13 protein-coding genes are annotated in these 18,471 nt (G+C 53.7%); 2 read left to right on the top strand and 11 right to left on the bottom strand.

Annotated elements, in window-relative coordinates:
* Positions 1–27 precede the first annotated feature (27 nt).
* Positions 28–1,845 (top strand): monovalent cation:proton antiporter-2 (CPA2) family protein, encoded by a 1,818-nt coding sequence (locus ACYX4J_RS21805; protein WP_476177544.1) that lies wholly within the window; start codon positions 28–30, stop codon positions 1,843–1,845.
* 14 nt (positions 1,846–1,859) lie between these two features.
* Here the strand turns inward: ACYX4J_RS21805 and ACYX4J_RS21800 are convergent, their stop codons facing one another.
* The 11 genes from ACYX4J_RS21800 to glmU all read right to left on the bottom strand — a co-directional run bounded on the left by ACYX4J_RS21800 (position 1,860) and on the right by glmU (position 14,832).
* On the bottom strand, positions 1,860–2,210 hold the full coding sequence (locus ACYX4J_RS21800) for an AraC family ligand binding domain-containing protein (protein WP_476177543.1): 351 nt from the start codon (positions 2,208–2,210) through the stop codon (positions 1,860–1,862).
* Positions 2,211–2,254: 44 nt separating this feature from the next.
* Positions 2,255–3,874 (bottom strand): Na+/H+ antiporter, encoded by a 1,620-nt coding sequence (locus tag ACYX4J_RS21795; protein WP_413663851.1) that lies wholly within the window; start codon positions 3,872–3,874, stop codon positions 2,255–2,257.
* A 188-nt stretch (positions 3,875–4,062) separates the two neighbouring features.
* The gene (locus tag ACYX4J_RS21790) at positions 4,063–4,878 is read right to left on the bottom strand and encodes a class II aldolase/adducin family protein (protein WP_444936952.1); all 816 of its coding nucleotides are present in this window, start codon (positions 4,876–4,878) and stop codon (positions 4,063–4,065) included.
* A 310-nt stretch (positions 4,879–5,188) separates the two neighbouring features.
* On the bottom strand, positions 5,189–6,205 hold the full coding sequence (locus ACYX4J_RS21785) for a zinc-binding alcohol dehydrogenase family protein (protein ID WP_476177542.1): 1,017 nt from the start codon (positions 6,203–6,205) through the stop codon (positions 5,189–5,191).
* Between the two features lie 156 nt (positions 6,206–6,361).
* The gene (locus tag ACYX4J_RS21780; RefSeq protein ID WP_476177541.1) at positions 6,362–7,240 is read right to left on the bottom strand and encodes an alpha/beta fold hydrolase; all 879 of its coding nucleotides are present in this window, start codon (positions 7,238–7,240) and stop codon (positions 6,362–6,364) included.
* A gap of 24 nt (positions 7,241–7,264) precedes the next feature.
* Positions 7,265–9,094: a glutamine--fructose-6-phosphate transaminase (isomerizing) gene (gene glmS / locus ACYX4J_RS21775; protein ID WP_476177540.1), complete on the bottom strand. Its 1,830-nt coding sequence runs from the start codon at positions 9,092–9,094 to the stop codon at positions 7,265–7,267.
* 2 nt (positions 9,095–9,096) lie between these two features.
* Positions 9,097–9,921 carry a DeoR/GlpR family DNA-binding transcription regulator gene (locus tag ACYX4J_RS21770; RefSeq protein WP_444916181.1) on the bottom strand — a complete coding sequence of 275 codons (825 nt, stop codon included), beginning with the start codon at positions 9,919–9,921 and terminating at the stop codon, positions 9,097–9,099.
* Positions 9,922–10,044: 123 nt separating this feature from the next.
* The gene (locus ACYX4J_RS21765; RefSeq protein ID WP_413663856.1) at positions 10,045–11,262 is read right to left on the bottom strand and encodes a dihydrolipoamide acetyltransferase family protein; all 1,218 of its coding nucleotides are present in this window, start codon (positions 11,260–11,262) and stop codon (positions 10,045–10,047) included.
* On the bottom strand, positions 11,259–12,254 hold the full coding sequence (locus ACYX4J_RS21760) for an alpha-ketoacid dehydrogenase subunit beta (RefSeq protein ID WP_444918629.1): 996 nt from the start codon (positions 12,252–12,254) through the stop codon (positions 11,259–11,261). The genes ACYX4J_RS21765 and ACYX4J_RS21760 overlap by 4 nt, the downstream gene beginning before the upstream one ends.
* The gene (gene pdhA / locus ACYX4J_RS21755) at positions 12,254–13,345 is read right to left on the bottom strand and encodes a pyruvate dehydrogenase (acetyl-transferring) E1 component subunit alpha (protein WP_445359217.1); all 1,092 of its coding nucleotides are present in this window, start codon (positions 13,343–13,345) and stop codon (positions 12,254–12,256) included. The genes ACYX4J_RS21760 and pdhA overlap by 1 nt, the downstream gene beginning before the upstream one ends.
* Positions 13,346–13,470: 125 nt before the next feature.
* Positions 13,471–14,832 carry a bifunctional UDP-N-acetylglucosamine diphosphorylase/glucosamine-1-phosphate N-acetyltransferase GlmU gene (glmU, locus tag ACYX4J_RS21750; RefSeq protein WP_413663859.1) on the bottom strand — a complete coding sequence of 454 codons (1,362 nt, stop codon included), beginning with the start codon at positions 14,830–14,832 and terminating at the stop codon, positions 13,471–13,473.
* Between the two features lie 226 nt (positions 14,833–15,058).
* Between glmU and ACYX4J_RS21745 the strand changes: the two genes are divergently transcribed.
* A complete protein-coding gene (locus tag ACYX4J_RS21745; protein ID WP_476177539.1) occupies positions 15,059–18,412 on the top strand; it encodes an amidohydrolase family protein in 3,354 nt (1,117 codons plus the stop codon).
* The last annotated feature ends 59 nt before the right edge of the window (positions 18,413–18,471 follow it).

Genomic DNA, 18,471 nt, shown 5'->3' with positions numbered 1-18,471 from the left:
GGCTTCCTTATTGAGGCAGTAATTTTCATGGCTGCTGCAGTGATTGCGGTACCCATTGCCACCCGCCTGGGCCTGGGCTCAGTCCTCGGTTACTTACTCGCCGGTGTGGCCATTGGCCCAAGTGCCCTAGGCCTGGTCGGCGATGCCAGCGATGAAATGCACGTTGCCGAGTTTGGTGTTGCACTCATGCTGTTCCTGATCGGCCTGGAACTGCAGCCGAAGAAGTTGTGGAAAATGCGCGGTGCTATCCTAGGCACCGGTAGTGCCCAACTACTGTTTTCCGCTGCGGCCATCGCTGGGTTGGTTCTCGCCTTTTCCGAGATGGATTGGCGCTCTTCGGTGGCTATCGGGCTGATCCTGGCACTGTCCTCAACTGCGATCGTATTGCAATCCCTCAGTGAAAAGGGCCTGCTGAAAAGCCAGGGCGGGCGCGCTGCATTTGCGGTACTTTTGTTCCAGGATATCGCTGTTATTCCCATCCTCGCGCTATTGCCACTGCTGGCAGGTACCGCTGCCAGCCCCCATGAAAGTGGCTTGAGTGGTTGGTATTACGCATCGGCGGTTATCGGCACCATGCTGGCTTTTATTTTCGCCGGACGTTACCTGCTCGGTCCCTTACTGCGTCTAATGGCAGGCAGCCAAGTTCGCGAACTGTTTACCGTGAGCGCGCTACTGATCGTATTTGCCGCAGCTGCGGTAATGACCTGGCTGGACCTATCGCCGGCACTGGGTACTTTCCTCGCCGGGGTACTGCTGGCCGAGAGCGAGTTCCGCCATGAGCTGGAAGCGGATATACAGCCTTTTAAGGGCCTGCTGTTGGGTCTCTTCTTTATCGCCGTGGGTGCCAGCCTGAATTTCTCCCTGATCGCGGACAACCCGCTGGTGCTAATCGGATTAGCATTGGCGTTGGTGCTAGTAAAATTTACCGTGCTGTTTGCCCTGGCGCGCACCTTGCGAATGTCAAAGGGCGAGGATTGGTTGTTCGCTCTGTCATTGGCGCAAGCCGGTGAATTCGGTTTTGTATTGGTAGCGTTCTCTACCCAGCTTCAGGTCCTGAGTGCGGACATCGGCAATCTGTTAGTAGCTCAAATTGCTCTGACCATGGCCCTGACACCAGTGCTGCTGCTGATCTACGAACAGTTTATCCAGCCGCGGTTTGTCACCGGCCCAGAGGTTCCCGCCAACATAGATACATCACCGCCTGTGGATTCCGGCTCACCGGTAATCATTATTGGCTACGGGCGCTTCGGGCAGATCGCCGGGCGACTTCTAAATGCCTGCGGTTTCAATACCACTTTACTCGAACGCAATGCAGAACAACTGGATCTGGTGCGCCGCTATGGTATCAAGGCTTACTACGGGGATGCCTCGCGAGAGGATCTGCTGCGCGCCGCCGGAGCCCAAAATGCAAAGCTGGTTATCCTGACCTTGAGCGACCAGGCCGCCTGTTTAGAAATTGTGGCCCAGCTGCAAAAACACTTCCCCAATGTGACCATCCTCGCCCGGGCCCGCAACCGTATGCACCAATATGCTTTGATGGAAGCCGGGGTCCGCTATATCTTCCGCGAGACTGTGGACTCGGCCCTGACCATCGGCGAAAAGGCGCTGGAACTATTGGGACTCAGTCCCATACAGGCGCGCCGCGCCGCCTTGAAATTCAAGCAGCACGACCAACGTATGCTGGAGGCACTTTTCCCCTACTGGCGCGATGAGTCCCAGCATATTGCGCAAAGCCGAATCTATCGCGAGCAGCTTTTGCAGGCGTTACAACAAGACCGCCGCGATAAGGACCTGCATCTGGATCATTACTGGGAAGAAGCCAGGCCCGAGATGGAAAAACAGTAAGCCGGTTATTGGCCCTAGGGGTTGTCATTAAGCACGACAATGGCAGCCCTGCCCGGACTCAGACTCTCGCTGATATGCCCCTCTCCGTGTACATCATTGGCTAATAAGATATCTCCGGGAGCAAAGGTATATTGTTCACCGGAGCTGGTTGTGAGCTTCACCCTGCCTTCAAGATAAAGAATAAACTGCGCCTGCGGGGCACAGTGCCAATCAAAACGCTGCCCCTCGCTAAACTCCCGGAACTGCACCTGCTTAGCGGGATAGGGGATTGAGTAATTACCCAGGGGCTCGCGCTGGGGACTGTCTATTTTTCTTTTCTGAAAAAGGGAAACCCCATTAACTGAACACAGCTCTACAAACTCCATATCAAGTTTTCACCAATTTAAGCGTGTCTATTACAAAAGAAAATTTATTCTTTGTTAATTAAGCTCGCCTCTACCAGATCGACCTCCAAAACCAATTTTCGGTGGAGTTCATCATCAATCTTCCTGGAGACACGCAATTCCAACAGCTGTTCACGCTCAGCAGAAAGTGCGGCAAGGTGGTAATGACGCTCAACCCTGGAACGCATCCAGATAATATCCTCGCTTTCATCTTCTCCTAGGGTTATGCGCCGCCGATAAATAGCCAAAAGGTGATCCACCGCCTCAAAAGCAAGATCGCGATCTTTTTCGCCTCGATCAATATCATGACGCATATTCATTAGCTGATTCACTGCCGCTGTGGCAGCAGATATTCGCGCACCTTTTTCATCACCGATAGCGGCAAAATTGGGGGCTTCGGGTAAACGGCGCAGTAGAACAGGCAATAAAAAACTTGCCAGCAATAAGGAAAGCAAGATAACGCCCATTGCAATAATCAGGGCTAAATCACGGCCGGGCAAAGGCTTTCCATCTGTCATAGCGAGGGGAAGGGAAAAGGCTCCCGCCAATGTAATCGCCCCTCTTACCCCGGCGATGGTCAACACGCTAACCAATAAAAAATGGGTACCAAAAGATTCTACTTTCTGCCCAAAACGTGAGAGATATAGGGAGACCCATACCCACACAAATCTCAGGAGAAGTAGTACAACAAATATTGCCAGGACATAAAAAATAATTGTTAAGTCACCAGTGTGGCGCGCGCCGGAGAAATCCGCTCCGGTAATTCGAACCAATTGCTCTCCCAACAAAACAAAAATAATACCGTCAAGAACGGCTTGTACTGTTTTCCATACTGCACGGCGGTCCATCCGTGTAGTCGACATTTCCGCGCCGTGTAAGGTGGTATAGTGAGTCGCAATTCCAGCACTGGCAGCTGCCAAAATACCCGATACCTGTAAAGTATGGGCAGCGATATATGCCGCAAAGGGCACTAATAAGCTCACTAGAACTTGTACAGTAGTGTCCTCACCGCCAATTCTGACCAGCAGACGCAAAATATATCCACAGGCAAATGCCGCTCCAGCACCAATAACCACACCGCCGATAGCGACCCAGAAAAAACCAGCCAGTGCGTGGGGAAATGAAAAGGTCCCGGTGAGGGCAGCAATCACTGCAAAACGGAAAATATCCAATCCCGAGGCATCATTAAACAGGGACTCTCCGGCGAGGATATGCTCCAGCCGTGGTGGCATAGACGTTCCACCGTGGACCACCGATACCGCCACGGGATCGGTCGGTGCCAAAATTGCCGCTACTGCAAAAGCCACCGCCAGTGGCATGACAGGCACCAACCAGGAAATAAAATATCCCATACCCACAACGGTAAAAAGCACCAAGCCAATAGCCAAGGTAACAATGGCACCGATATCACGAAACAGGGCGCCTTTCGGTATTCGCCAACCGGCAATAAACAATAAGGGCGGAACAAACAGCAGGAAAAAAATTTCTGGCTCGAGGGGTATTTCTATTCCCAAAAAGCTACCCAGTATTGCTCCCGCAGCAATTTGCAATAGAGGCAGTGGAATAGGTAAAGGCAACAGGCGCGCAATAACCAGGGTAATGGCCACAACTAACAACAGCACCAGCGCAATAACCAGATAGTGCATTACTCGCTACAGTTCCCTGTGACGCCTTATTGAAATAGATCTCTATCGAGCAACTATTGCTGCTCACTCAATATCAGGAAGTTTATGCGAGAATAGAAAACAGGGAATAAATTCTGAGAAAAAGTGCCGGCGCTTTGCAGCGCTCCAAAAAATTACTCTGCAAATTTGGCAGAGTTTTTGGAGTTTCTTTACTCAAACATATCCGGCTGTTCTTTTGCAATTACATTGTAAAGAGGCTGAAAGCTAAATAATCCCGCCAGTTCAGTTCCCACAACCGCCCGGGTTCGTATTGCCACCTCTGGATCGATCAAAATAGGCTGCCCAGCTGCTTCCGCCAGTAACTGAGCCTGGCAGCTTTTTTCCATAGTGATATACCACCAGGCAGCTTCATCGACGGATTTACCCACCGTTAGTAATCCGTGATTCTGCAATATCAGTGCTTTGTGGTTACCCAAGGCTTTAGCAAGGGCTGCGCCTTCTCCCATTTCCAATACCACGCCGGAAAAAGTATCCAGCAAACCGTGATCCCGATAAAAGGCACAAGCATCCTGGGTAATGGGATCTAGAAGGCGTCCGAGAGTAGACCAACTTTTCCCATAAAGGGAATGAGCGTGCGCAGCGGCTACCACATCCGGGCGGGTTTTATGGATGTGAGAATGAATAGTAAAGGCTGCGCCATTAAGGTAACCATCCCCCTCAACCACCTCTCCTTGATGATTGACCAGCAATAGTTGTGACATCGTCATCTGTTTAAAGGAAACCCCCATGGGGTTGACCCAAAAATGATCGTCATATTCCGGGTCACGGACAGTGATATGACCGGCTACACCTTCATCAAATCCAAATTTTCCAAACAGGCGAAAAGCCGCCGTCAGCTTCCTCTTGCGCTCTTCACGAACTTGTTCTGGCGGCTGGGTTGGCTCGCCAAGCAACATATTGATGTCGCCATTCATAACAGCAGCATCAATACCGGTTTTTGTTTTATTTTTTTCTGTTGTAGCCACCTAGCGGCCCTCTCATCTTTGGAAAATGCCGAGGCATGGTTATAGCATGACTTTTATTTTCTATGCGAGGATTAATAACTTAATAAAATGGTGACTGTTTAATGCGGAAAAATATAAAAGTGACTTTGATGTCTTTTCTATCAGTTTATTTTCGCCCGGTAGAAATATAAGCAAAAATTTACTGCCAAATAATGAAAAATAAGTATCTTGCACTTAGTTTTTTTTATCAAATAGTTAGGACTGCTTACTCAAAGTAAATTCCCACCCAGATGTCATAGATATGACTCTGAGTAGGAGAGAGTTTACTCTATCAAAAACCTTCCAGAACTATCTTTCCTTTTGCAGCCTGGGATTCGATAAGCTGATGCGCTTTTAAAAGGTTATTTGCATTTATTTTCCCAAAATTCTGCCCCATAGTGGTTTTAATTAATCCCTGGTCAATTAATTCCGCAAGTTCATTCAACAAAACATGCTGGGCAACCATATCCTCGGTAGAAAACAGCGCGCGAGTAAACATAAACTCCCAGTGAAGAGACACACTCTTCTGCTTCAGTGCCATAACATCCAAGGAGGCGGGGTCGTCAATCAAACCAAACTTCCCTTGAGGTCTGATACTTTTGATAATTTCCGCCAAGTGCTCTTCGGTATTAGTGAGGCTAACGACATAGTCGACGCCATCGATGCCTTCGCGGCTTAACTGCTCGCTAAGAGACTCACGATGATTGATCACATGGTGGCTTCCAAGCTCCTCAAGCCAGCTTTTGGTTTCGGGGCGGGAGGCAGTACCTATCACAGTCAAATTGGTCAGACGACGGGCCAACTGGACCATAATCGAACCCACGCCACCAGCGGCACCAATGATCAGCAGTGTCTTGTTGTTTGCCCCTTTACCCACCGCAACTTGCAGGCGGTCGAAAAGCATTTCCCAAGCGGTAATCGCAGTGAGAGGCAGCGCCGCCGCCTCGGCACAGCCAACCGTCTTGGGGGCAGTACCAACGATTCTCTCATCCACCAGCTGGTACTGGGCATTGCTGCCGGAACGGGAGATATCGCCCGCATACCAAACCCGATCGCCAACCTTAAAGAGTCCCGCTTCCGAGCCTACCGCTTTCACTATGCCCACAGCATCCCAGCCAAGTACCTTCCACTGACCGGTATCCGGGCTGGCCCGCTGCCTCACTTTAGTATCTACCGGGTTAACTGAAATGGCCTGTACTTCTACCAGCAGATCCCGGCCGGAGACTTGCGGTATGGGGAGGGTTATATCCTGTAGCGCTTCTTTATCACTGCTTGGCAGAGACTGTTGATAACCGACGGCCTTCATCATCAGTTTTATCCTTTTCCAATGGGGTAACTAGTGTGAAGGTATCTTAAAAAGGAATATCCACAGGAAAAAATGCCTTCTCGCAGAAGCTGTTTCAATTATTTTTTTAAATACCAGTAACTATGAATAACTCTATCCACAGTTATCCACAAAGCTAAACTAGGGCACGGGGAAATGGCTACCTGTGGAAAACTTGAGAAGAAATTTACTCACCAAGGCATTAAATCTTTGCGCTGCTTCCAGAAACAGGAAATGGCTTCCTCCTTCCGCCACATCAAAGATCTCAAGCCTGGAACCCGCAACTTGCTGGTGAATCCACTGCTGGCACTCTATTGGGTGTGGACTGGCACGACCGAAAGCCACTAGCGTCGGCTTATCAATCCTGGGGATAAAATCCCGCCAGTCCTTTGTTACGTTATCCACAAAAAGCTTTGCAGCCCAGCGACGGGGACACTGCAGATTAACCGCAACCAGCTCATCCCGTTGGGTTTTCCCCATTAAAGGCGTGACCATAGACATAAGAATTTGGCGGGTGGCCTCAACACCTTTTTTTCCAACCAAGTTATCCACAAACTGGAAGAGGCTCTCCGGGGTCAGTATGCCTCCAGCGGCCAATCGCTCCGCTTCACTCCAGGCGGGATCAGCCAGTAGACAGGGGGGTTCATCGATTAGCACTAGTGCACTGACCCTATCCCCACCAAACATTTCCAGGTAGCTCCATATCACCGAGCAACCGGCGGAGTGGCCGAGTAAATGAAGGGGTTCCTGTTGCAGACTTGAGATCAGCTCCTGCAAGTCCTTGGCGAGGCGGGAAATTCGATAGCCATGATTGGGCTTGTCAGACTGACCGTGACCACGCATATCCAGCGCGATCACACGAAACTGATCGCTGAGCCCAGCGAGCTGATGTTTATACAACACCGCCCCCTGGGACCAGCCGTGTAGCATCAATAATATGGGGCCATTGCCGGCCTCCAGATAGCGCAGGGTGACGCTATCAGAGGTAGTAAATTCACACAGCTTTGCTCGCTTGTGCATAAACTTTTTGCGTCAGGTAAACGGTTATTCAACCGTGACTGATTTAGCCAGGTTTCTGGGTTGGTCCACATCAGTACCTTTTAGCAGCGCCACATGGTAGCTCAATAGCTGCAGCGGCACGGTGTAGAGAATCGGCGCCAGACTCTCTGGGGAATCTGGAACTTCCACCACGGTAACACCTTCTTCACTGGTAAATCCGGCCTTGGGGCTAGCGAAAACAAACAGTTGCCCACCCCGCGCACGCACTTCCTGTAAATTGGATTTGAGTTTTTCCAGCAGCTCATCATTGGGGGCAACGACAACCACGGGCATATCGCCGTCCACCAGTGCCAGGGGGCCGTGCTTCAATTCACCGGCAGGATAGGCCTCTGCGTGGATATAGGAAATTTCCTTCAATTTTAGAGCGCCTTCCAGAGCAATGGGGAATTCGACACCACGCCCCAAGAAAAGCGCGTGGTTCTTCTCTGCAAAGGCCTTGCTGGTGTTTTTAACCACCTTATCCAGACCGGTAAAACTCTCCATTAGCTCAGGTAACTGGTGCAAGGCGCTGACCAGTTCAGCTTCACGCTCCGCCGACAGGCCGTTGACCTTGGCGAGGGCGATACAGAACAGTTGTAATGCTACCAATTGGGTCGTAAAGGCCTTGGTTGAGGCCACACCAATCTCAGGGCCCGCCTCAGTCATTAGCGATAGCTCAGATTCTCGCACCAATGAGCTATTGGGCACATTGCAGATGGTCATGGAGGCCAGGTAGCCCAGGTCCTTGCCCTGGCGCAGGGCGGCGAGGGTATCGGCCGTTTCCCCGGATTGGGAAATACTCACAAACAGGGTTCCCGGGCGCACCACTTTCTTGCGGTAGCGCAGTTCACTGGCCACCTCCACCGAGCAGGGAATACCGGCCCAGTCCTCCAGCCAATAGCGGGCTACCATTCCCGCATGGTAACTGGTGCCACAGGCTACTATCTGTACCTGCTGCACCTTGGGCAAAATCTCCTGGGCGCGGGCACCAAGGGCCTGGGCCAACACCGAGCGCTCACCGATACGGCCCGCCAGAGTGGCTGCGACCACCTGGGGCTGCTCGAAAATCTCTTTCTGCATAAAGTGGCGGTAGCGCCCTTTATCGGTAGCTTCATGACCGCCGGTCAGCTTGTGCACCGGGCGACTGACTTCCTCTCCCAACTTGTCTCGAACTGCGATGCCACCGCGATGCACTTCCGCCACATCGCCCTCTTCGAGGAATATAAAGCGATCAGTCACCTGGCGCAGGGCCATAGGGTCAGAGGCAATAAAGTTCTCTTCAATACCCACCCCCAGGACCAGGGGACTACCAGAGCGGGCACAGGCCAAAACTTCTGGCTCTTCATGACTAACAACCGCGAGGGCGTAAGCACCTTCCAGAATATGCGTGGCTTCAGTCACAGAGTCGACCAAGCTGCGGCCCTCAGAACTTAATGAGTGAATAAGGTGAACCACAACTTCAGTATCGGTTTCAGACTCAAACTCATAGCCTTTTCCCTGAAGCTCTGAACGCAATTCCTGATGGTTTTCGATAATGCCGTTGTGAACCAGAGCGATATGGCCTGACAGATGGGGATGAGCATTTTCATCGGAGGGAACACCGTGGGTAGCCCAACGGGTATGGGCAATGCCAATATGGCCCTCGGCGCTTTCCTCACTTAATTTGGCTTCCAAATCTGCGACCTTGCCCAGGCTTTTGCGCAATTGCAGCTGGCCATCTCCACTACTTAAGCAGACTCCGGCTGAGTCGTAACCGCGGTACTCCAAGCGGCGCAGCCCTTCCAGAAGAATCCCCGTCACATTGCGCTGTGCCAGCGCACCTACGATTCCGCACATAATTATTTCCTCATTAACCCGGGAGTCTCGCCGCCCATTAACATTTCAGGCTGAGCGCCTCCGCTCCTGTCTTCAGCGGCACAAATGAGCTGGATACCCAGCTGCTCCAGTTTTTGGCCCACGGCGTCCGCCAGGCCATCATCAGTTACCAGGATATCGATCTGCTCCCATGACAATTCCAGATTGGGAATCCGCTTCCCCACTTTACTGGACTCCGCCAGTACAACCACTTCCCGCGCAACTTCCGCCATTACGCGGGAGAGGCCAATTTGCTCATTAAATGTACAGGTACCGCGTTGCAAATCGATTCCATCGGCACCAATAAAAGCGCGATCGAAGTCGTATCCCCTCAGTACCTGTTCTGCAACCTGCCCCTGGAAGGCCTCAAAGTGTGGGTCCCAGGTGCCTCCGGTCATCAACAGCGTCGGTTCGTTTTCAAGTTCGCGCAGTGCATTGGCCACATGCAGCGAGTTAGTCATCACCACTAGGCCGCGCTTGCTTTCAAGCTCAGGAATCATTGCCGCCGTGGTGCGACCGTAATCGATCACAATTCGATGGTGATCCGGTATCAGCTCAGCAGCGGCTCGGCCAATGGCCCGCTTGCTCCCTGAGGGCCCTTCTTCATTGACCAACTCCCTCGGCACTGGGATAGCACCACCGTGGCGACGCAGCAACAAGCCGTGATTTTCCATTGCCGTCAGATCCTTTCGAATCGTAACTTCCGAAGTTCCGAACTGCCGCGCCAATTGCTCGACAGTGGTCTCTCCTACTTCATTTAGCAAGTGGAGAATACCGTGGCGGCGCTGTTGGGTGTTGCGTTTGGACATAGGCAGATAACTTTCATTTCGAAACTTAAAGATAGCAAAACGAAACTAAAGTTCCCACAACTTTTATCAACAACCACTACTCAACAGATTAGATACCGGTATAGGACTCACTCAGACTGTCTGCTAGAGAGACAAAGTTTCCAACATTGTCTGAAGAAAGCGCGCCAACTCTCCACCGGTAACGGCCCGGTGATCGGCACTGATAGAGAGAGGGAGTAGGGGACGAAGTGCCGGCCATCGATTGACCACCACAACTCCCTGGCACACCCGCCCGGCACCGACAATGGCAACAGTGGGCGGCATGACTACCGGAGTGGCATAACGACCGGCTATGGAGCCGAAGTTGGAGAGAAGTATGCTTGCCCCCTGGAGGTCTCGCTGGGCGATCCCGGTCTCGCGGGCCTGGTGTTTAAAGTCCGCCACCTGCTGGAGCAGATCTTCATCAGTACGCTGGGCAACATCCCTGAGTACCGGCACATAGAGCCCTCGCGGAGAGTCCACTGCCAAGCCAATATTGATACTGCCCTGCGGCGCCAGCTTATCATCCTGATACAGGGCATTGAGGGTAGGTTCCGCCTCACAAGCTTCCTGTACTGCACGAATCAATCGCAGCAGCGCCGGAGCACTACCCCACCAGTTGGAAATATCCGCATCGTCACACAGCGTTATCTGCTTTACCTCATCCCGCGCTCGGCTCATGGACAAACCCATTGCGCGACGTGCAGGCGTCATGACTTCAGACTCAGAGTCGAATTGGGGTGCAACGGCTGTAGTTTGTTCGGCAGAAGCGCGGGCAGGTGATGGATGCTGCCCCTTCGCCACAGTTTTGGCCTTTGCTCCCGGCCCCGCCGCAGTGCGTACCTGAGCCTCCGTTACCATTGCACCCGCAGGTGATATTGACTGTAAATCTACCCCCAAACGCCTGGCCAGGGCCCGTACTCTCGGGGTGGCCAGTCGCTTCAAGCCCACCTCCGGCCCCCGCTCAGCCCCCAACACACCTTGCCCTTGCTCTATTTTTCCCACCACCGTGCCGCTGTCAGCCCGAGGACTAATCTCTTGTTCCGATTCTTCAGCTTTAGTGGGCGGGCTTTCAACTGCGACTTCTCCCTCGGCCATAAATCCCACCAGGGGATCGCCAACATTCACAGTCTCATCCACTGCCGCAAATAGCTTCTCAATAGTGCCACCCCAAGGAGCCGGCACTTCCACCAAGGCCTTAGCGGTTTCCACTGTCACCAGAGTTTCATGGGCGGCTATGGTGTCTCCCTCTTTGACATGCCACTCCCGCACTACCGCATCGGGCAGACCTTCGCCGAGATCCGGAAGGGTAAAAGTCTTCATTGTGGCCCTCCGTTGGCGTAGTCCAGCACTTCCTGTACGGCCGACAAAATACGCGGCACTCCGGGTAGATACTCATCCTCCAGTTGATAGTAGGGCATCACCGTATCGAAACCGGTCACCCTCTGTACCGGTGCCTTTAAAAGATCGAAGGCATACTCATTAATCTGTGCGACCAACTCGGCACCCAGGCCACAGAACCTGGCCGCCTCGTGCACAACGACACAGCACCCGGTTTTCTCCAGGGAGTCTATTACCGTGTGGATATCCAGGGGTTTCAGAGTGGCCGGGTCGATAACCTCAGCCTCTACCCCTTCCTCTGCGAGCTGCTCTGCGGCTTGCAGGGTCTCTTTGAGGGAAGCGCCCCAGGCAATAAGCGTAATATCGCAGCCCTCCCGCAACACAAAGGCGCGATCCAGCGGTAGAGCTTCACCAGAGTCGGGCACTTCCTGACGAACTGCTCGGTAAATACGTTTAGGCTCCAGGAAAATTACCGGGTCTGGGTCTCTAATCGCCGCCAATAGTAAACCGTAGGCCCGTGCAGGAGAGGAGGGCACCACAAGGCGCAGACCTGGAATATGGGCGAACAGGGCCTCGGTGCTCTCAGAGTGATGCTCCGGTGCATGGATTCCACCTCCATAGGGGGCCCGGTAGACAATCGGACAGGAGAGGCGGCCGCGAGTGCGATTGCGATAGCGCGAGGCGTGGCTGAGGATCTGATCGAGACCGGGATAGATAAAACCCATAAACTGGAATTCGGCCACCGGTCGCAGGCCCTGCACCGCCATACCGACAGCCATTCCGGCAATCATGGTCTCGGCTAAGGGGGTATCCATCACCCGGTCCCGGCCAAACCTGGCCTGCAACCCCTCGGTAGAGCGAAATACGCCACCGTTCAGACCAACATCTTCACCAAATAGAACCACCATCGGGTCTGCTTGCATCTCGTAAGCCAGAGCCTGGGTGACAGCTTCGACCAAAGTTATCTCAGCCATTAGCTATCTCCCTGCAACTGTTGATACTGCTCCAGAAAAGGCTCCGGCAACTTTGCATAGAGGTGATCGAATATTGCCGTGGCGGCATCTCTGGGGGTTTCCCGGTAGATATGGACCGCTCTCTCCAGCTTCTGGGTCAGCTCCCGTTGCAGCTCTTCTTCCTGCGCATCATCCCAGGCACCGCAGTTTTCCAGGTAGGATCGCAGGCGCCGCAGAGGCTCTCGGGACCAGGCTTCACTGACATCTTTTTTGGGCTGGTAGCGACTGGCATCATCGGCGGTGGTGTGGTCACACAGGCGATAGCTGATCGCTTCGATCAGAGCTGGGCCAGCACCACTGCGCGCCCGCTCCACGGCATCACCCACCGCCTCACGAACGGCAATCACATCGTTGCCGTCTACCTGCAAGCCGGGTATTCCGGCGGCAATAGCCTTCTGTGCCAAGGTCTTACAGGCAGTTTGCTCATCTCGCGGTAGGGAAATAGCCCATTGATTGTTGTTGATAACGATCACCAAAGGCAGGTGCCAATCCCCAGCCAGGTTTATCGCCTCGTAAAAGTCTCCCCGCGAAGTAGATCCATCGCCCCCGGTCGAGACAGCGACGCGCATGGGTTCACCGAAATGCTCATGTTTATATTTCAGGGCAAAGGCTACACCGGCACCGTGCAGCATCTGGGTGGCTATAGGCACACTCAAGGGCAAGTCTTCGCGGCTATGGCGAAAGTTCTGCCCCCGCTCATCGCCCCCCCAGATTGCGTAGATCTCCTCGATAGTGACGCCTCGCTCCAGAAGAGCACCTGTCTCTCGGTAATTGGGGCAGTAGATATCCTCTTTGGCCATGGCGGCTGCGAGACCAACACCAATAGCTTCCTGGCCGAGGCTGGAGGGATAGGTGCCAAGTTGACCGGTACGCTGCATTTTTACCGCGCGATCATCCACCATACGAGCCAACGTCATCTGGCGGTAGTAAGCAATCAGGGTATCCGGGGTGGCAAATTCCGGTAGGGCTTGGGTCGTCTGTCCCTGTTCATCCAAATATTGCAGCGAAGCAATATCAAAACTGGCAAGCAGCTGTAATCTGGGCTTGTGCATCGGGCCATTCCTTTTGTTCCCGAAGCGCAAGTTTAATGGATAGGGTGGCTATCAACAGTTGTAGAGAGGGAATGCCCGCCGGAATTATAGTTTCCGAAGGGCAACCCAATTACGGTAAGGGTTATTTAGCTTTTCTTGGTCGGACGCTGCCAGCCGTTAATATTGCGCTGCTTGCTACGCGCTACCGCCAACTCTTTGCTCCCCACAGCCTGGGTAATGGTGGAGCCAGCACCCACTGTGGCTCCGGCGCCCACAGTTACCGGGGCTACCAGAGCTGTGTTAGAACCTATAAAGGCATTGTCGCCGATCTCGGTCAGGGACTTGTTCACACCGTCGTAATTACAGGTAATGGTGCCAGCACCGATATTGACCGCTTCGCCCACCAGGGCATCACCGACATAAGAGAGATGATTAACCTTACTGCCCTCACCAATTTTGGCTTTTTTGGTTTCGACAAAGTTACCCACCTTGGCACCAGTGGCCAGCTCTGTGCCCGGACGCAAACGTGCAAAGGGACCAATAGTGCAAGCCTCACCAATCTCAGCGCCTTCGATAATGGAATTGGCCTCTACCTTGGTGCCATCTGCCAGGCGACAGTTTTTTAGCAGGCAATTAGGTCCAATTTGTACCCCCTTACCCAGTGAAACTGTCCCTTCGAAAATGCAGTTAATATCGATAGAGACATCGGTATCGCACTCCAGGCTGCCGCGAACATCTATACGCATGGGGTCCAATAAAGTCACCCCCGCATTCATAAGACTGGTCGCATGGTTATGCTGCAAAGCGCGCTCCATCTGTGCCTGCTGCGCACGGCTATTTACTCCCGCCACTTCCAGCGGATCACTGGCAATTACTCCCGTTACAGGAATCCCCTCACTGACCGAACGACCGATAATATCGGTCAGGTAGTATTCACCTTGAGCATTGTCACAGGACAACTCCGGTAACCAGCGAGCCAACAGTGCTCCAGGAGTCGCCAAAATGCCGGTATTGACCTCACGGATAGCCAGGGTATCCGCATCGGCATCCTTTTCCTCAACGATCGACTGCACACAGCCGCTGTTATCCCTCACAATACGCCCGTAACCGGCGGGATTGGCCATTTCAACTGACAGCAGGGCAGGTCCGTGATCCGCTGCCGATAGCAGTGATTGCAAACTGCCGGCCCTGACCAGAGGCACATCACCATAGAGCACCAAAACGGTGGCTCCTTCGCGGAAATAGGGCACCGCCTGGGCCACGGCATGCCCGGTACCCAATTGCTGTTCCTGCTCCACAAACCTGACACCACGATCAGCAAAGCGGTCACGTATCAGGTCTGCGCCATGCCCGATTACCACGGTAATCTGTACCTCTCCCAACAACATGGCGGTATCAATTACCCGCTCAAGCATGGGAATACCGCCAATAGGATGCAGCACTTTAGGTAGGTCAGAGTGCATGCGGGTGCCTTTTCCAGCGGCCAAAATCACAACATCGATAGTCATAACGGGTCGATATTCCAATCGTCTACAAAATTTGAGTGCATTGTGGCCACTAGACCCGGTTTACTCAAGCGAACAACAGTTCGCCCCGGGGCCCTGGTATTCAACGCATTAAGATTGCTGCGCCGCTTTGATCCCGGTAATTTACCCCCTGTGAAATCAACCGGTTACTCAACCCAACAAAACAAATATAGCCGCCAAACACAGAATCGGGCGGAGGGATATTTCAATGAACACCACCAAGCAGAACAAGCCGCGCCACCATTTGTTGGCTCTGGCTGTCCTGGCACTGACCCTGCCGATGGGTGCTGCGGCAGAAGCCGAAAGCGCTCTCGAAGCTACCAAAGAAAAGGAAGTAGAAAAGGCGGAAGCCCAATCCTGGGATATCAACAAGCCACCCTACGAATTCAAACCGATCCAGTTGGACACCCGCGAGACCACCTGGAGCAACCTGGATATCAGCCCAGATGGCAAAACCATCCTGTTCGATATGCTCGGCGATATCTACACAGTGCCGGTAGCAGGCGGCGAGGCGGTAGCCCTGACCAATGAAATCGCCTGGAATATGCAGCCGCGCTTCAGCCCGGATGGCAAGACCATCGTGTTTATCAGCGACCGTGACGGCGCCGACAACATTTGGTTGATGGATCGCAATGGCGACAACCTTCGCCAGCTCACGACAGAGAAGGAAAACTTGCTGCACTCGCCCAACTGGAGCCCCGATGGCCAGTACCTGGTAGCGCGTAAAGGCTTTATGTCTGGCCGCAGTATCCCCGCCGGTGAAATCTGGATGTATCACTACGGTGGGGGTGAAGGTCGCCAACTGAAAGAGCGCATCGGTGGCGATATCGCCCAGAAAAATATTGCCGATCCAGCTTTCTCCCCAGATGGACGCTATGTCTATTACTCCATCGATACCACCCCCGGCACCGTGTGGAAGTACAACAAAAACTCCACCCAGGAAATTTTTGCCATCAACCGCTATGACCTCCAGGATGGTGAAGAGGAGACCTTTGTCTCCGGTCCCGGTGGCGCAGTAGCACCTGTACCCTCCCCGGATGGCAGTAAACTGGCCTTTATTCGCCGCCAGGACAACCAGACCTCCCTGTTCCTGAAAGATTTGGATACAGGACTGGAAACACCGGTTTACTCCGGCCTCGAACGCGACCTGCAGGAAATCTTTGGCCCTCATGGCAACTACGTTCAATACGACTGGATGCCCGATGGCGAGTCATTGGTCGTTTGGACTGGCGGTAAATTCCTGCGCATCTCCATCAACGGCGACAGCGTCGCACCGATTGCGGCCCATGTGAAAGTTGAGAAACAGGTAGCGGATGCGGTGCGCTTCCCGGTAGACGTAGCGCCGGAAACCTTCGATGTGAAGATGATTCGCTGGGCGCAGAAATCCCCCAACGGCAAACAGGTCGCTTTCCAGGCATTGGGCAAGATTTATATTCAGGATATCGCCAGTGGTGAGCGCCGTCGTCTGACCCGCCAGGACGACTACTTTGAGTTCTATCCCAGCTGGTCCCGCGATGGTCGCGAGATCACCTATGTCTCTTGGGACGACCAAAACCTGGGCCATGTGAGGGTAGTTTCCGCTCGCAACGGTCGCGGTAAAAACATCACCAAGCAGCCGGGCCTATACGTTGAGCCAAGCTTTTCTCCAAGCGGTGACACAGTAGCCTACCGCCGCTTTACCGGCGGCTATCTGCTCAGCCCCGAGTACTCCCTGGAACCGGGCATTTACCTGGCAGACGCCGACGGCGACTGGCAGCGCCGGGTCGTGAAGTCTGGCTATGAGCCTCATTTCGGCGCCAGCGAAGATCGTATCTACTTCTCCGAGTACCAAAACGCAGACGGCGGAAAGCGCGTGCTGAAGAGCACCAACCTGGAAGGCAAAGATGAGCGCGAGCACCTGCACGGCGCTGAGATTACTTCCTTCCGCCTGTCTCCAGACGGCAAGTGGGTTGCCTTCACCCAGGACTTCAAAGCCTTTGTCGCGCCCTTTATGCATACTGGCAAATCCGAGGTTATCGGCCCCGATAGCAAAGCAGTCAAAGTCACCCAGGTATCCAAGCGCGCCGGTGAAAACCTGCATTGGTCTGCCGATAGCAATACTTTGGGCTGGGCACACGGCCCCAAACTGTTCGAGCGTGAACTGAAGGACGCCTTCGAATTTGTCGCCGGTGCTCCGGAGGAACTGCCAGAGCCAGTTTCTGAAGGCATCGACCTCAGCTTTGAACAGTCCTTCGACAATCGTGCAGGTCTCGTTGCCCTCACCGGCGGCAAGGTTGTCACTATGCGCGATGCGGAAAACACCCGTGAAATTATCGACAATGGTGTGGTTCTGTTCCGGGGCAACCGCATTGTCGCCGTGGGACCCGCAGCGGAAGTGGAGATTCCCACCGAAGCGAAGCGTATCGATATCACCGGCAAAACCGTTTTACCGGGGCTTATTGACGCTCATGCCCACGGTGCTCAGGGTCGCGAAGAAATTATCCCGCAGCAGAACTGGAACCTGTTCTCCAGCCTGGCATTTGGAGTGACTACTATTCACGACCCCTCCAATGACAGCAGCGAGATCTTCTCCGCCGCTGAAATGCAAAAGGCCGGCCTGATTACTGGGCCGCGTATTTTCTCCACCGGCACCATCCTCTATGGCGCCAAAGGTCCAGGCTACAAAGCCAAGATCAACTCCCTGGAGGACGCTCAGTTCCACGTGAACCGCCTCAAGGAAATGGGGGCCATCTCGGTGAAGAGCTACAACCAGCCCCGCCGCGACCAGCGCCAGCAAGTGCTACAGGCAGCCCGCGAAGCCGGCATTATGGTAGTACCCGAGGGCGGCGGTAAGTACCAGCACAATATGAACATGATTGTGGACGGGCACACCGGTATCGAACACTCACTGCCGATCGCCAATGTCTACGGCGATGTGGAGCAACTGTGGAGCCAAACCCAAGTGGGTTATACACCGACCTTCGTCGTGGCCTACGGCGGTCTATGGGGTGAAGAGTACTGGTATGACCGCACCGAGGTATGGAAGAACGAGCGCCTGACCCGCTTTACCCCCGATTTTATCGTTAACCCCCGCTCTATCCGTCGCCCCACTGCGCCGGATGCCCACTACAACCACTTTAATGTGGCCCGTCAGGCCAAGCAGCTGCGCGACGAAGGTGTCACCGTACATATCGGCGCCCACGGCCAGCGCGAAGGGCTTGGAGCCCACTGGGAAATGTGGATGATGGAGCAGGGCGGCTTTACTCCCTGGGAAGCCTTCCGCGCCGGTACCATCGATGGTGCCCGCTACCTGGGTATGGACGGTGATATCGGCAGCATTGAGGCTGGTAAGCTGGCTGACCTGATCGTGGTTGACGGCAACCCCTTGGATAACCTGCGCCTGTCAGAGAACATTACCTACACGGTAATTAATGGCCGTGTGTTTGAGGCGGAAACCATGAACGAAGTAGGGGCTGGCGAACGCTTGGCATTCTTCCACGAACGCCTGCCTATCAGTGCTATGCCCGCTCCTACGGCGGAAGCGGTACAGGAGAAGATGGAACGACACCACTGGGTACACTAACCTCAGGCACAAACTGAGATGCAAACAAAAGGCCGGGGACAAACCTCCCCGGCCTTTTT

Source organism: Microbulbifer sp. ABM4_008, from assembly GCF_056311705.1.
Note: the sequence above shows the minus strand (reverse complement) of the source record. Positions and strands in the feature narration are given on the sequence as shown.